14 protein-coding genes are annotated in these 13,015 nt (G+C 63.1%); all 14 read left to right on the plus strand.

Going from position 1 to position 13,015, the window contains the following annotated elements; translation table 11 throughout:
- Window positions 1–12 precede the first annotated feature (12 nt).
- Window positions 13–801: an ABC transporter ATP-binding protein gene (locus tag AC07NR_RS14035; RefSeq protein WP_495078794.1), complete on the plus strand. Its 789-nt coding sequence runs from the start codon at window positions 13–15 to the stop codon at window positions 799–801.
- Window positions 798–1,745 carry an ABC transporter substrate-binding protein gene (locus AC07NR_RS14040; protein WP_495078795.1) on the plus strand — a complete coding sequence of 316 codons (948 nt, stop codon included), beginning with the start codon at window positions 798–800 and terminating at the stop codon, window positions 1,743–1,745. Before AC07NR_RS14035 ends, AC07NR_RS14040 begins: the two co-directional genes overlap by 4 nt.
- Window positions 1,742–2,752, plus strand: a complete 1,011-nt coding sequence (locus AC07NR_RS14045) for a FecCD family ABC transporter permease (RefSeq protein ID WP_495078796.1) — start codon at window positions 1,742–1,744, stop codon at window positions 2,750–2,752. Before AC07NR_RS14040 ends, AC07NR_RS14045 begins: the two co-directional genes overlap by 4 nt.
- Before the next feature lie 206 nt (window positions 2,753–2,958).
- The gene (gene urtA / locus AC07NR_RS14050; RefSeq protein ID WP_085711205.1) at window positions 2,959–4,224 is read left to right on the plus strand and encodes an urea ABC transporter substrate-binding protein; all 1,266 of its coding nucleotides are present in this window, start codon (window positions 2,959–2,961) and stop codon (window positions 4,222–4,224) included.
- Between the two features lie 157 nt (window positions 4,225–4,381).
- Window positions 4,382–5,884 (plus strand): urea ABC transporter permease subunit UrtB, encoded by a 1,503-nt coding sequence (urtB, locus tag AC07NR_RS14055; protein ID WP_248738486.1) that lies wholly within the window; start codon window positions 4,382–4,384, stop codon window positions 5,882–5,884.
- Window positions 5,884–6,963 carry an urea ABC transporter permease subunit UrtC gene (urtC, locus tag AC07NR_RS14060; RefSeq protein ID WP_248738487.1) on the plus strand — a complete coding sequence of 360 codons (1,080 nt, stop codon included), beginning with the start codon at window positions 5,884–5,886 and terminating at the stop codon, window positions 6,961–6,963. The genes urtB and urtC overlap by 1 nt, the downstream gene beginning before the upstream one ends.
- On the plus strand, window positions 6,960–7,832 hold the full coding sequence (urtD, locus tag AC07NR_RS14065; protein ID WP_248738488.1) for an urea ABC transporter ATP-binding protein UrtD: 873 nt from the start codon (window positions 6,960–6,962) through the stop codon (window positions 7,830–7,832). Before urtC ends, urtD begins: the two co-directional genes overlap by 4 nt.
- A gap of 14 nt (window positions 7,833–7,846) precedes the next feature.
- A complete protein-coding gene (urtE, locus tag AC07NR_RS14070; protein WP_248738489.1) occupies window positions 7,847–8,545 on the plus strand; it encodes an urea ABC transporter ATP-binding subunit UrtE in 699 nt (232 codons plus the stop codon).
- A gap of 30 nt (window positions 8,546–8,575) precedes the next feature.
- Window positions 8,576–9,415 (plus strand): urease accessory protein UreD, encoded by an 840-nt coding sequence (locus AC07NR_RS14075; protein ID WP_248738490.1) that lies wholly within the window; start codon window positions 8,576–8,578, stop codon window positions 9,413–9,415.
- A gap of 33 nt (window positions 9,416–9,448) precedes the next feature.
- On the plus strand, window positions 9,449–9,751 hold the full coding sequence (gene ureA / locus AC07NR_RS14080; RefSeq protein WP_248738491.1) for an urease subunit gamma: 303 nt from the start codon (window positions 9,449–9,451) through the stop codon (window positions 9,749–9,751).
- A gap of 9 nt (window positions 9,752–9,760) precedes the next feature.
- The gene (locus AC07NR_RS14085; RefSeq protein WP_495078797.1) at window positions 9,761–10,294 is read left to right on the plus strand and encodes a GNAT family N-acetyltransferase; all 534 of its coding nucleotides are present in this window, start codon (window positions 9,761–9,763) and stop codon (window positions 10,292–10,294) included.
- Window positions 10,295–10,299: 5 nt separating this feature from the next.
- Window positions 10,300–10,833, plus strand: a complete 534-nt coding sequence (locus AC07NR_RS14090; RefSeq protein WP_119429414.1) for a GNAT family N-acetyltransferase — start codon at window positions 10,300–10,302, stop codon at window positions 10,831–10,833.
- Window positions 10,833–11,138 (plus strand): urease subunit beta, encoded by a 306-nt coding sequence (locus AC07NR_RS14095; RefSeq protein ID WP_495078798.1) that lies wholly within the window; start codon window positions 10,833–10,835, stop codon window positions 11,136–11,138. The genes AC07NR_RS14090 and AC07NR_RS14095 overlap by 1 nt, the downstream gene beginning before the upstream one ends.
- Window positions 11,139–11,287: 149 nt before the next feature.
- The gene (gene ureC, locus AC07NR_RS14100; RefSeq protein WP_248738495.1) at window positions 11,288–12,988 is read left to right on the plus strand and encodes an urease subunit alpha; all 1,701 of its coding nucleotides are present in this window, start codon (window positions 11,288–11,290) and stop codon (window positions 12,986–12,988) included.
- Window positions 12,989–13,015: the final 27 nt, after the last annotated feature.

Consider the following 13,015-nt stretch of genomic DNA (forward strand, 5'->3'; position numbering starts at 1 on the left):
AACAGGAACGAAATGACCTCACTGTCCCTCACCGATCTCGCCTGGACACCCCTAGGCCACGGCCACTGCCATCACCAGTTCCAGCTGCGTGACGCCTCGTTGCACGTGGCCGCCGGTGAGTTCGTCGGGCTGATCGGACCCAATGGCAGCGGCAAGACCAGCCTGTTGCGCTGCGCCTACCGTTTCAGTCAGCCGGAGCACGGTGAGGTCAGACTCGGGCACCACAACGTCTGGAAGCAATCCTCACGCTGGTGCGCGCAACGCATCGCGGTGGTGCTGCAGGAGTTCCCCGACGCCTTCGGCCTGACCGTCGAAGAAGTGGTCGCCATGGGCCGCACACCGCACAAGGGCCTGTTCGACGGCGACACGCTGGAAGACCGCCAGCTCGCCACTCAGGCACTGAAGTCAGTAGGCCTCGACGGCTTCGAAGATCACGCGTTCGCCACACTGTCCGGCGGTGAAAAACAGCGGGTGATCCTGGCCCGCGCCCTGACCCAGCAACCGCAACTGCTGATCCTCGACGAGCCGACCAACCACCTCGACCCGCGTTATCAACTGGAACTGCTGCAACTGGTCAAGCGTTTGCAGATCGGCACGTTGGCGAGCATCCACGACCTGAACCTGGCCGCCGCATTCTGCGATCGCTTGTACGTGATCAATCACGGACAAATCGTCGCCAGCGGCACACCGCAAGAAGTGCTCACTGTTGAATTGCTGCGCGACGTGTTCGGCGTCGAAGCATTGATCGATCCACACCCCCTCCACGGCTACCCGCGAATCACCTGGATTACCCGACCATGACTGTGCGCTCCCTGCTTTGCCTTGCTCTGCTGCTGGGCACCACCCACGCCTTCGCCGAGGCCACGAAGTACCCGCTGACGATCCAGAGCTGCAACCGCGAAGTGACCTTCAATGAAGCACCGAAACACGCGGTCAGCCACGACATCAACATGACCCAGATGATGCTCGCCCTCGGCCTCAAGTCGAAGATGGCCGGCTACAGCGGCGTCAGTGGCTGGAAGTCGGTGACCCCGGAAATGCAGAGTCTGCTCGACGGTTTGCCGGAACTGGCAGCCAAATACCCGTCGGTGGAAACGTTGCTCAACGCCAACGTCGATTTCTTCTTCGCTGGCTGGGATTACGGCATGCGCGTCGGTGGCGACCTTACCCCGCAGACCCTGCAACCGCTGGGCATCAATGTCTATGAACTGACCGAGTCCTGTGCCTTCGTGATGAAGCGCCCGGCCGCCACGCTGGACGACACCTACAACGACCTGCGCAACCTCGGAAAGATCTTCGACGTGCAGGACCGCGCCGACGCGTTGATCGCCGACATGCAAAGCCAGGTCGCGGAAATCCGCAAAGACCTGCCCGCCGAAAAACCGCGAGTGTTCCTGTACGACAGCGGCGAGGACCGCGCCATGACTTCCGGCCGCCTCGGCATGCCGCAAGCGCTGATCGACGCCGCCGGCGGGCGCAATATTCTCGACGACGTCGATGCGAGCTGGACCCGGGTCAACTGGGAAACCGTGGTCGAGCGCAACCCGCAGGTGATCGTCATCGTCGACTACAGCGAAATCACCGCCGAGCAGAAGATCGAATTCCTGTTGAAGAACAAGTCCCTGCAGTCGGTGGACGCGATCAAGAACCAGCGCTTTATTGTCATCCCTTACGTGCAGGCCACGCCGGGGATCGACAACGTGCTGGCGGTTGAAACTCTGGCCAAAGGGTTCCACGGCGAATGATCAATCGTCGTTACGGCTGGCTGCTGATTGCCCTCGGCGCGGTGCTGCTGGTGTCGTGCGTGGTGTCGCTGGGCTTCGGCCCAGCGCGGGTGCCGGTGGACATTGTGTGGCGGATTCTGCTGCACAAGTTGTTCGGCCTCGGCGTGCCGGACTGGAGCGCCGGCCAGGAGCACATCGTCTGGCTGATCCGCGTGCCGCGCATGTTGCTCGGTGCGCTGGTTGGGGCTGGACTGGCGTTGATCGGCGCGGTGCTGCAAGCGGTCACGCGCAATCCGCTGGCCGATCCGCATCTGCTCGGTGTCACTTCCGGTGCGACCCTCGGTGCAGTGATCGTGGTGCTGCACGTCGGTGAAATCGTCGGTCTGCTGACCTTGCCGATTGCCGCGTTCATCGGCGCGTTGTTGAGCATGTTTCTGGTGCTGGGCATCGCCAACCGTCACGGCCGACTGGACAGTGATCGCCTGCTGCTATGTGGCGTGGCGGTGTCGTTCGTGATGATGGCGATCGCCAATCTGCTGCTGTTCATGGGCGATCACCGGGCGAGTTCGGCGGTGATGTTCTGGATGCTCGGCGGCCTCGGTCTGGCGCGCTGGGAGTTGTTGGCGGTGCCGGCGCTCTGCGTGTTGCTCGGGCTGATTCTGCTGCTGGGCATGGCCCGTCCGCTGAACGCCTTGATGGCCGGCGAACAGACTGCGGTCACCCTTGGCCTGAATGCCCGGTCGGTGCGCCTGCGGGTGTTCGTGATCGCCTCGCTGATGACTGGAGTGCTGGTGTCGATCAGCGGCTCCATCGGTTTTGTCGGGTTAATGGTGCCGCACATTGCCCGGCGCCTGATCGGTGCAGAACATCGACGCCTGCTGCCGGTGTGCGTGTTGCTCGGCAGTGTGTTTCTGGTGTGGGTCGATGTCGCCGCCCGCACGCTGATCGCTCCCGAGGACCTGCCCATCGGCGTCGCCACCGCAGCGCTTGGCGGGCTGTTTTTCATCGGCCTGATGCGCCGCCGCTGAACCCACGGGGTCGCGCCCCAATCTGGCGCACCCCGCTGCACCCTTGCCTGCAACACGTCCCTTCATGGTGCGCCGGTTCTGCGCGCAACCGCTCTAAACCGACATTTCCCTGCCCGATCCCGACCGGGCACAGCCCTTGCAAAACACCCTTCAGTCGTTCGCATCTGCCAACCATAAAAAACTTTAACGTTCGTGGAGATCGCACAATGAAGCGTCGCAGTTTGATCAAGGCTTTCACACTCACGGCATCCATTGCCGCGATGGGCATGACCTGGACGGTACAGGCCGCCGAGACCATCAAGGTCGGGATTCTGCATTCGTTGTCCGGCACCATGGCGATCTCCGAAACATCGCTCAAGGACATGGCGTTGATGACCATCGACGAGATCAACGCCAAGGGCGGGGTGAACGGCAAGATGCTCGAACCGGTGGTGGTCGACCCGGCGTCGAACTGGCCGCTGTTCGCGGAGAAGGGCCGGCAACTGCTGACGCAGGACAAGGTCGCGGTGGTGTTCGGCTGCTGGACTTCGGTGTCGCGCAAATCGGTGCTACCGGTGTTTGAAGAACTCAACGGTCTGCTGTTCTACCCGGTGCAATATGAAGGCGAAGAAATGTCGCCGAACGTGTTCTACACCGGCGCCGCGCCGAACCAGCAGGCGATCCCGGCGGTTGAATACCTGATGAGCGAAGAAGGCGGCGGCGCCAAGCGCTACTTCCTGCTCGGCACCGATTACGTCTACCCGCGCACCACCAACAAGATCCTGCGTTCGTTCCTGCATTCCAAAGGCGTCGCGGACAAAGACATCGAAGAGGTCTACACCCCGTTCGGTCACAGCGACTATCAAACCATTGTCGCCAACATCAAAAAATTCTCGGCCGGCGGCAAGACTGCGGTGATCTCCACCGTGAATGGCGACTCCAACGTGCCGTTCTACAAGGAGCTGGCCAACCAGGGCCTGAAGGCAACCGATGTACCGGTGGTGGCGTTCTCGGTGGGCGAAGAAGAACTGCGCGGCATCGACACCAAACCGCTGGTGGGCAACCTCGCGGCATGGAACTACTTCGAGTCGGTGGAGAACCCGGTGAACAAGAAGTTCGTCGATGACTGGAAAGCCTACGCGAAGAAACACAACCTGCCGGGCGCCGACAAAGCCGTGACCAACGACCCGATGGAAGCCACTTACGTCGGCATCCACATGTGGGCGCAGGCGGCGGAGAAAGCCAAATCCACCGACGTCGACAAGGTCCGCGAAGCCCTCGGCGGCCAGACCTTCGCCGCGCCGTCCGGCTACACCCTGACCATGGACAAGACCAATCACCACCTGCACAAACCGGTGATGATCGGCGAGATCCAGGCCGACGGTCAGTTCAACGTGGTGTGGCAGACCGAAGGGCCGATCCGTGCGCAGCCGTGGAGCCCGTTCATCCCGGGTAACGACAAGAAGCCGGAGTATGCGGTCAAGAGCAACTGAGCCATTGGATGCCCGTCTCGATACTTGAGGCGGGTACAAATCCCTGTGGGAGCGAGCGTGCTCGCGATGACGGCAGCACATTCAACATCACTGTGACTGAACCACCGCTATCGCGAGCAGGCTCGCTCCCACAATAGTCCGAGCAAGGCGACTCTCCATGCCCACTGCCCTTTACCGCTTGATCCTGGCCCTCGTATTTTTACTGCCGATGGCCGCCCACGCCAGCGACGCCGAAGACTTCGTCGCCGCCAACCCCGTGCAACAGGCAAAACTGCTGGAAGCCTGGGCCGCGCAGCCCGACCCGGCCCGCATCGAGCTGATCAACGCCCTGCAACAAGGCGAACTGACCATCGACGGCCAACCCAAAACCCTGCGCCTGAACAACCGCCTGCGGGGTCTGATCGACACCGCTCTGGCCAGCCACCAATTGCTCGCCGCCGACGCCAAAACCCGTCTGACCGCCGCGCAGCAATTGCAGAAAAGCGCCAAACCGGCGCAGCTGAAATTCCTCGACCGGCAACTGGCTGGCGAACAAGATGAAAACGTCCATGCCGCCCTGAGCCTGGCGCTGGCCAACCTGCAACTGGTCGACACGGACCCGGCGGTGCGTCTCGCGGCCGTGCGTCTGCTCGGTGAAACCGGCGACCCGCTGGCCCGCACTCGCCTCGAAGGCCTGCTCGAACCCGGCGTCGAAACCGATGCCAATGTGCGCACCGCCGCCGAAACCAGCCTCGCCCAGGTCAAACGCAAACTGCTGATCGGCGAACTGCTCGGCCAGGCCTTCAGCGGCATGTCCCTCGGTTCGATTCTGCTACTCGCGGCACTCGGTCTGGCGATCACCTTCGGCCTGCTGGGTGTGATCAACATGGCCCACGGCGAGATGCTGATGCTCGGCGCCTACTCGACCTACGTCGTGCAGTTGATGTTCCAGCGCTACGCACCGCAGGCCATCGAGTTCTATCCGCTGATCGCGCTGCCGGTGGCGTTCTTCGTCACCGCCGCCATCGGCATGGCCCTGGAGCGCACGGTGATCCGTCACCTCTACGGCCGCCCACTGGAAACCCTGCTCGCGACCTGGGGCATCAGCCTGATGCTGATTCAACTGGTGCGTCTGGTGTTCGGTGCGCAGAACGTTGAAGTGGCGAACCCGGCGTGGCTGTCCGGCGGGATTCAGGTGTTGCCGAATCTGGTGCTGCCGTACAACCGCATCGTGATCATCGCTTTTGCGTTGTTCGTGGTGGTGCTGACCTGGCTGCTGCTGAACAAGACTCGTCTGGGCCTGAACGTGCGCGCCGTCACCCAGAACCGCAACATGGCCGCCTGCTGCGGCGTGCCCACCGGGCGCGTCGACATGCTCGCCTTCGGCCTCGGCTCGGGCATTGCCGGGCTCGGTGGCGTAGCCCTGAGCCAGATCGGCAACGTCGGCCCGGACCTCGGCCAGAGCTACATCATCGACTCGTTCCTGGTGGTGGTGCTCGGCGGCGTCGGGCAACTGGCCGGTAGCGTGTTCGCCGCGTTCGGCCTGGGCATCGCCAACAAGATTCTTGAACCGCAAATCGGTGCGGTGCTCGGCAAGATCCTGATCCTCGCGCTGATCATTCTGTTCATCCAGAAACGTCCGCAAGGCCTCTTCGCACTGAAAGGACGGGTGATCGACTGATGAATCAGCCTCTGCTAGTCACGGCCACACAAAAGGCCGGCCCCAAAGTCACCCTCGTCATCGGCGCGGTGGTCCTAGCGCTACTGATCGCCCTGCCGCTGCTGTCGCTGTTGCCCTCGGACAGTGCGCTGCACGTCTCGGCCTACACCCTGACGCTGGTCGGCAAGATTCTCTGCTACGCCATCGTCGCCCTGGCGCTGGATCTGGTCTGGGGTTACGCAGGTCTGTTGTCGCTGGGCCACGGTCTGTTCTTCGCCCTCGGCGGTTACGCGATGGGCATGTACCTGATGCGTCAGGCCGCCGGTGACGGCTTGCCGGCGTTCATGACCTTCCTGTCGTGGACCGAGTTGCCGTGGTACTGGAGCGGCACCGGCAACTTCCTATGGGCGATGTGCCTTGTGGTGCTGGCGCCCGGATTGCTGGCGCTGGTGTTCGGTTTCTTCGCCTTCCGTTCGCGGATCAAGGGCGTGTATTTCTCGATCATGACCCAGGCCCTGACGTTCGCCGGGATGCTGCTGTTTTTCCGCAACGAGACCGGCTTTGGCGGCAACAACGGCTTCACCAATTTCCGCACGATCCTCGGTTTCGGCATCACCGAACCCGGCACTCGTGCGGTGCTGTTTCTGGCGACGGTGCTGTTGCTGGTGGCGAGCCTGCTCATCGGCTGGCGCCTGGCCCGCAGCAAGTTCGGCCGGGTGCTGACTGCCCTGCGCGATGCGGAGAATCGCCTCATGTTCTGCGGCTACGACCCGCGCGGCTTCAAGCTGTTCGTCTGGGTGTTGAGCGCGGTGTTGTGTGGTCTGGCCGGTGCGCTGTACGTGCCGCAAGTTGGGATCATCAACCCGAGTGAAATGTCGCCGACCAACTCGATCGAAGCCGCCGTGTGGGTGGCCCTTGGCGGACGCGGCACGCTGATCGGCCCGCTGCTCGGCGCCGGCGTGGTCAACGGCATGAAGAGCTGGTTCACCGTGGCGTTCCCCGAGTATTGGCTGTTCTTCCTCGGCGCGCTGTTCATCGTCGTGACGTTGTACCTGCCCAAAGGCGTGATCGGTCTGCTGAAGAAACGAGGTGAATCATGAGAGTCACGGCGAGCGCTGAATTCATGCTGGAACCGGCCTTCTTCCCGCCGCTGGAACCGAACAAGGACGCCGGCACCAGCCGTGATGCCCTCGGTCTCGGCCAGCGTGTGGAGCCTGGGCTGAACACCCGTCACGGCACGATCCTGACCCTGGAAGACATCAGCGTCAGCTTCGACGGCTTCCGGGCGCTGAACGCTCTGAACCTGTACATCGGCGTCGGCGAACTGCGCTGCATCATCGGCCCCAACGGCGCGGGCAAGACCACGCTGATGGACGTGATCACCGGCAAGACCCGGCCGAGCCACGGCAAGGCGTGGTTCGGCGAAACCCTCGACCTGACGCAGATGAGCGAAGTGCAGATCGCCCAGGCCGGCATCGGTCGCAAGTTCCAGAAACCGACGGTGTTCGAAGCGTTGAGCGTGTTCGAGAACCTGGAGCTGGCGCAGAAAACCGACAAGTCGGTGTGGGCCAGTCTGCGGGCGAAGTTGAGCGGCGAGCAGAAAGACCGGATCAGCGAAGTGCTCGACACCATTCGCCTGACCACCTCGGTCAATCGCCCGGCGGGGTTGCTGTCCCACGGGCAGAAACAGTTTCTGGAAATCGGCATGCTGCTGATGCAGGACCCGCAATTGCTGCTGCTCGACGAACCGGTGGCCGGCATGACCGACGCCGAAACCGAGTTCACCGCCGAGCTGTTCAAGTCGCTGGCGGGCAAGCATTCGCTGATGGTGGTGGAACACGACATGGGCTTCGTCGGCTCGATTGCCGACCACGTCACCGTGTTGCATCAGGGCAGCGTGCTGGCCGAAGGATCGCTGGAACAGGTGCAGGACAACGAGCGCGTGATCGAAGTCTATCTCGGGCGCTGAAGAGGAATTCCAACATGCTGCAAGTCGAAAAACTTCATCAGTACTACGGCGGTAGCCACATCCTGCGCGGCCTGAGCTTTGACGTGAAGGTCGGCGAAGTGACCTGCCTGCTCGGCCGCAACGGCGTGGGCAAGACCACGCTGCTCAAATGCCTGATGGGCCTGCTACCGGCCAAGGAAGGCGCGGTGAACTGGGAAGGTAAACCGATCACCACGTACAAGCCGCATCAACGGGTACACGCCGGGATCGCCTACGTGCCGCAGGGCCGGGAAATTTTCGGCCGGCTGACCGTGGAAGAAAACCTGCTGATGGGCCTGTCGCGTTTTCCCGGCAGCGAAGCCAAAGAAGTTCCGGCATTCATCTACGAACTGTTCCCGGTGCTGCTGCAAATGAAACAGCGCCGCGGCGGCGACCTGTCCGGCGGTCAGCAACAACAGCTCGCCATCGGCCGCGCACTGGCCAGCCGCCCGCGCCTGCTGATTCTCGACGAGCCCACCGAGGGCATCCAGCCGTCGGTGATCAAGGAAATCGGCGCAGTGATCAAGAAGCTCGCGGCCCGGGGCGACATGGCGATTCTGCTGGTGGAACAGTTCTACGATTTCGCCGCCGAACTGGCCGATCAGTACCTGGTGATGTCCCGGGGCGAGATCGTGCAGCAGGGCCGTGGAGAAAATATGGAAAGCGAGGGTGTGCGCGGACTGGTTACGATCTAACCTGTAGCGTCCTAACGATAATCAGAAAACATGAACTTACCTTTAGCGACTGCCTTGTTTACCCCGAGCTGGCATGCGGAGCTGGAGCTGGCCTATGCCCGCTTCGGCGATTGCACGCGCCCGACCCGTCGTCGCCACCTCGGCCCGCTGCGGGTGCAAAAGCATCTGTACGCCGAAGGGCCCGAGGTCTGCCAGCACATCATCGTCCACCCGCCGGGCGGCATTGCCGGCGGTGACCGGTTGAACATCAGCGCCCGCGTGGAACCGGGCGCCTGGGCACAGATCACCAGCCCCGGCGCGGCCAAGTGGTATCGCGCGGCGGGCCCCGCTTATCAGTCGCTGGACCTGCGCGTCGCTGACGGCGCGACACTGGAGTGGCTGCCCCAGGAAACCATCGTCTACAGCGCCGCCCAGGCGGAACTCTCGACCTCGATCGAGCTTGAAGGCGATGCGCGGCTGTTCTACTGGGACGTGGTGGCCCTCGGGCGCCCGGCCAGTGGCGAGCGTTTCGACCTCGGGCATTTCCAGGCGCATCTGGATATTCGCCGCGATGGCCGGTTGCTGTGGCATGAACGCCAGCGCATCGTCGGCGCTGACGGCTTGCTTGATTCGCCGATCGGACTGGACGGCCATCCGGTGTTTGCGACGTTGCTGGTCACCGGCGAGATTGATGCTGAATTGCTGGAGCGCTGCCGCTCGCTGGGGCATGAAGTGCGCGGGGATCTGACGCAATTGCCGGGGTTGCTGGTTGCGCGTTGTCTGGCCAGTGAAGCGTTGCTGGCGCGGGCCTGGCTGATCGAACTCTGGCGATTACTCAGGCCTGCGCTGCTTGGCCGCGAAACCCTGCCTCCCCGAATCTGGAACACCTGATTTTCTTCAACTGCCGACAATGGATTTCAAACGATGGACCTGACCCCACGCGAAAAAGACAAGCTGCTGATCTTCACCGCCGGCCTCGTGGCCGAGCGGCGACTGGCCCGCGGCGTGAAGCTCAACTACCCGGAAGCGATGGCCTACATCTCCGCGGCGCTGCTCGAAGGCGCCCGCGACGGCCAGACCGTGGCCGAGCTGATGCACTACGGCACCACCCTGCTGGCCCGCGAGCAGGTAATGGAAGGCATCCCGGAAATGATCCCGGAGATCCAGGTCGAAGCGACGTTTCCCGACGGCACCAAACTGGTCACCGTCCACCAACCGATCGTCTGAGGCCGCGCCATGACTTACACCATCCGCGATGCCCTGCACGCCGACCTGCCGGCGATCCGCGACATCTACAACGACGCCGTGCTCAACACCACGGCGATCTGGAATGAATCCGCCGTCGATCTCGGCAATCGTCAGGCGTGGTTCAGCGCCCGCCTGGCTCAGGCTTATCCGATCCTGGTGATCGTCGACGCCGACAACACCACCCTCGGCTACGCTTCGTTCGGTGACTGGCGGCCGTTCGACGGTTTCCGTCACACCGTCGAGCATTCGGTCTACGTGCGCAGCGACCAGCGCGGTAACGGCCTCGGCCCGCAATTGATGACCGCGTTGATCGAACGCGCAAAAACCTGTGGCAAGCACGTCATGGTCGCCGCCATCGAAAGCGGCAACGCGGCGTCGATCCGCCTGCACGAGCGCGCCGGTTTCATCACCACCGGGCAGATGCCGCAGGTCGGCACCAAGTTCGGCCGCTGGCTCGACCTGACCTTCATGCAACTGACCCTCAATCCTGGCGCGGAGCCGCCGCCCGCCAACAAGGAGTGACACCGATGAACCCCGCCCAACTGCGACGCGTCAATGCTGAAAGTTTTGCGCACTATCGTCAGGGCCTGATCGAGCTGCTGCTGGACGCTGTGGGTTATGGCGCCAGCGTCGGCTTCATGGCCGATCTCGATGCCGCGCAGGCCCGCGCCTATTTCGATGAAGTGCAGGACAACCTGAACAAGGGCAACGTCTTGCTGTGGGTGGTGGTCAAGGACGAACAGGTGCAGGCCAGCGTACAACTGGGTCTGTGCCAGAAGGCCAACGGCCTGAACCGCGCCGAAGTGCAGAAACTGCTGGTGCGCGAACAGGCCCGCCGGCGCGGCCTCGGCCAGCAGTTGATGGAAGCGCTGGAACTGACGGCCCGCCAGTACAAGCGCGGCATGCTCTACCTCGACACCGAGGCCGGCTCCCCCGCCGAAGATTTCTACAAGGCCCTGGGTTACACCCGCGCCGGGGAAATCCCCGATTACGCCTGCGACCCGAACGGTACCTATCGCCCGACGGCCCTCTATTACAAAGTCCTGCAAGGAGCGAACTGATGATTCCCGGCGAATACCGGATCCAGCCCGGCGACATCGAACTCAACGTCGGTCGCCGCACGATCAGCCTGAAAGTGGCGAACAGCGGCGACCGACCGATCCAGGTCGGCTCGCACTACCACTTTTTCGAAACCAACGACGCCCTGACCTTCGACCGCGACGCCAGCCGCGGCATGCGCCTGAACATCCCGGCGGGCACCGCCGTGCGCTTCGAGCCGGGCCAGAGTCGCGAGGTGGAACTGGTTGATTACGCCGGGCATCGCCGGGTGTTCGGGTTTGCCGGGCGGGTCATGGGTGACCTCTGAATTTTGCAGTGCCCCCATCGCGAGCAGGCTCGCTCCCACATTAAACCGAGTTCCTCCAGCTGGAATCCGATCCCCTGTGGGAGCGAGCCTGCTCGCGAAAGTGAGCGCAGCGAACGATCTCAAAACCAATTGAATTCCAAGGCGAACACATGAAGATCTCGCGTCAAGCCTACGCCGACATGTTCGGCCCCACCGTCGGCGACAAGGTGCGCCTGGCCGACACCGAGCTGTGGATCGAGGTCGAACAGGACTTCACCACCTACGGCGAAGAAGTGAAATTCGGCGGCGGCAAAGTGATCCGCGACGGCCAGGGCCAGAGCCAGTTGCTGGCCGCCGAAGTGGTCGACACGCTGATCACCAACGCGCTGATCATCGACCACTGGGGTATCGTCAAGGCCGACGTCGGCCTCAAGGACGGGCGCATCGCCGCCATCGGCAAGGCCGGCAACCCGGACGTGCAGCCCGGCGTGACCATCGCCATTGGCGCCAGCACCGAAGTGATTGCCGGCGAAGGCATGATCCTCACCGCCGGCGGCATCGACACCCACATCCACTTCATCTGCCCGCAGCAGATCGAAGAAGCGCTGATGAGCGGTGTCACCACCATGATCGGCGGCGGCACCGGGCCGGCCACCGGCACCAATGCAACGACCTGCACTTCCGGGCCGTGGCATCTGGCACGGATGCTTCAGGCGGCGGATGCGTTCCCGATGAACATCGGCCTCACCGGCAAGGGCAACGCCAGCCTGCCGGAGCCGCTGATCGAACAGGTCAAGGCCGGCGCCATCGGCCTCAAGCTGCACGAAGACTGGGGCACCACCCCGGCGAGTATCGACAATTGCCTGAGCGTCGCCGACCAGTACGACGTGCAGGTAGCGATCCACACCGACACCCTCAACGAATCCGGTTTCGTCGAAACCACCCTCGGCGCGTTCAAGGGCCGCACCATCCACACCTATCACACCGAAGGTGCCGGTGGCGGCCATGCGCCGGACATCATCAAGGCCTGCGGTTTCGCCAACGTGCTGCCGAGTTCGACCAACCCGACCCGGCCGTTCACCCGCAACACTATCGACGAACACCTCGACATGCTGATGGTCTGCCACCACCTCGACCCGAGCATCGCCGAAGACGTGGCGTTCGCCGAAAGCCGCATCCGCCGTGAAACCATTGCCGCCGAAGACATCCTCCACGACCTCGGCGCGTTCTCGATGATCAGCTCCGACAGCCAGGCCATGGGCCGCGTCGGCGAAGTCATCACGCGCACCTGGCAGACCGCCGACAAGATGAAAAAACAGCGCGGCCCTCTGCCTCAGGACGGAGAAGACAACGACAACTTCCGCGCCAAACGCTACATCGCCAAGTACACGATCAACCCGGCGATCACCCATGGCATCAGCCATGAAGTGGGTTCGGTGGAAGTCGGCAAATGGGCGGATCTGGTGCTGTGGCGCCCGGCGTTCTTCGGCGTGAAACCGACGCTGATCCTCAAGGGCGGCGCCATTGCCGCGAGCCTGATGGGCGACGCCAACGCCTCGATCCCGACCCCGCAACCGGTGCACTACCGTCCGATGTTCGCCAGTTACGGCGGCTCGCTGCACGCCACCAGCCTGACCTTCATCAGCCAGGCGGCTCAGGAATCCGGGCTGCCCGAAGCACTGGGCCTGAAGAAGAAAATCGCCGTGGTCAAAGGTTGCCGCGACGTGCAGAAAACCGACTTGATCCACAACGATTACCTGCCGAACATCGATGTCGACCCGCAGACCTACCAGGTCAAGGCCGACGGCGTATTGCTCTGGTGTGAACCGGCCGAAACCCTGCCGATGGCCCAGCGTTACTTTCTGTTCTGATGTCTGGCCCCGGTCTTCGAGCCTTTC

The organism is Pseudomonas sp. GW821-FHT09C09 (assembly GCF_059418105.1).

Coding starts and splice junctions, on each gene's coding strand:
- AC07NR_RS14035 (WP_495078794.1), top strand. CDS start 13: ATGACCTCACTGTCCCTCACCGATCTCGCCTGGACACCCCTAGGCCAC.
- AC07NR_RS14040 (WP_495078795.1), top strand. CDS start 798: ATGACTGTGCGCTCCCTGCTTTGCCTTGCTCTGCTGCTGGGCACCACC.
- AC07NR_RS14045 (WP_495078796.1), top strand. CDS start 1,742: ATGATCAATCGTCGTTACGGCTGGCTGCTGATTGCCCTCGGCGCGGTG.
- urtA (WP_085711205.1), top strand. CDS start 2,959: ATGAAGCGTCGCAGTTTGATCAAGGCTTTCACACTCACGGCATCCATT.
- urtB (WP_248738486.1), top strand. CDS start 4,382: ATGCCCACTGCCCTTTACCGCTTGATCCTGGCCCTCGTATTTTTACTG.
- urtC (WP_248738487.1), top strand. CDS start 5,884: ATGAATCAGCCTCTGCTAGTCACGGCCACACAAAAGGCCGGCCCCAAA.
- urtD (WP_248738488.1), top strand. CDS start 6,960: ATGAGAGTCACGGCGAGCGCTGAATTCATGCTGGAACCGGCCTTCTTC.
- urtE (WP_248738489.1), top strand. CDS start 7,847: ATGCTGCAAGTCGAAAAACTTCATCAGTACTACGGCGGTAGCCACATC.
- AC07NR_RS14075 (WP_248738490.1), top strand. CDS start 8,576: ATGAACTTACCTTTAGCGACTGCCTTGTTTACCCCGAGCTGGCATGCG.
- ureA (WP_248738491.1), top strand. CDS start 9,449: ATGGACCTGACCCCACGCGAAAAAGACAAGCTGCTGATCTTCACCGCC.
- AC07NR_RS14085 (WP_495078797.1), top strand. CDS start 9,761: ATGACTTACACCATCCGCGATGCCCTGCACGCCGACCTGCCGGCGATC.
- AC07NR_RS14090 (WP_119429414.1), top strand. CDS start 10,300: ATGAACCCCGCCCAACTGCGACGCGTCAATGCTGAAAGTTTTGCGCAC.
- AC07NR_RS14095 (WP_495078798.1), top strand. CDS start 10,833: ATGATTCCCGGCGAATACCGGATCCAGCCCGGCGACATCGAACTCAAC.
- ureC (WP_248738495.1), top strand. CDS start 11,288: ATGAAGATCTCGCGTCAAGCCTACGCCGACATGTTCGGCCCCACCGTC.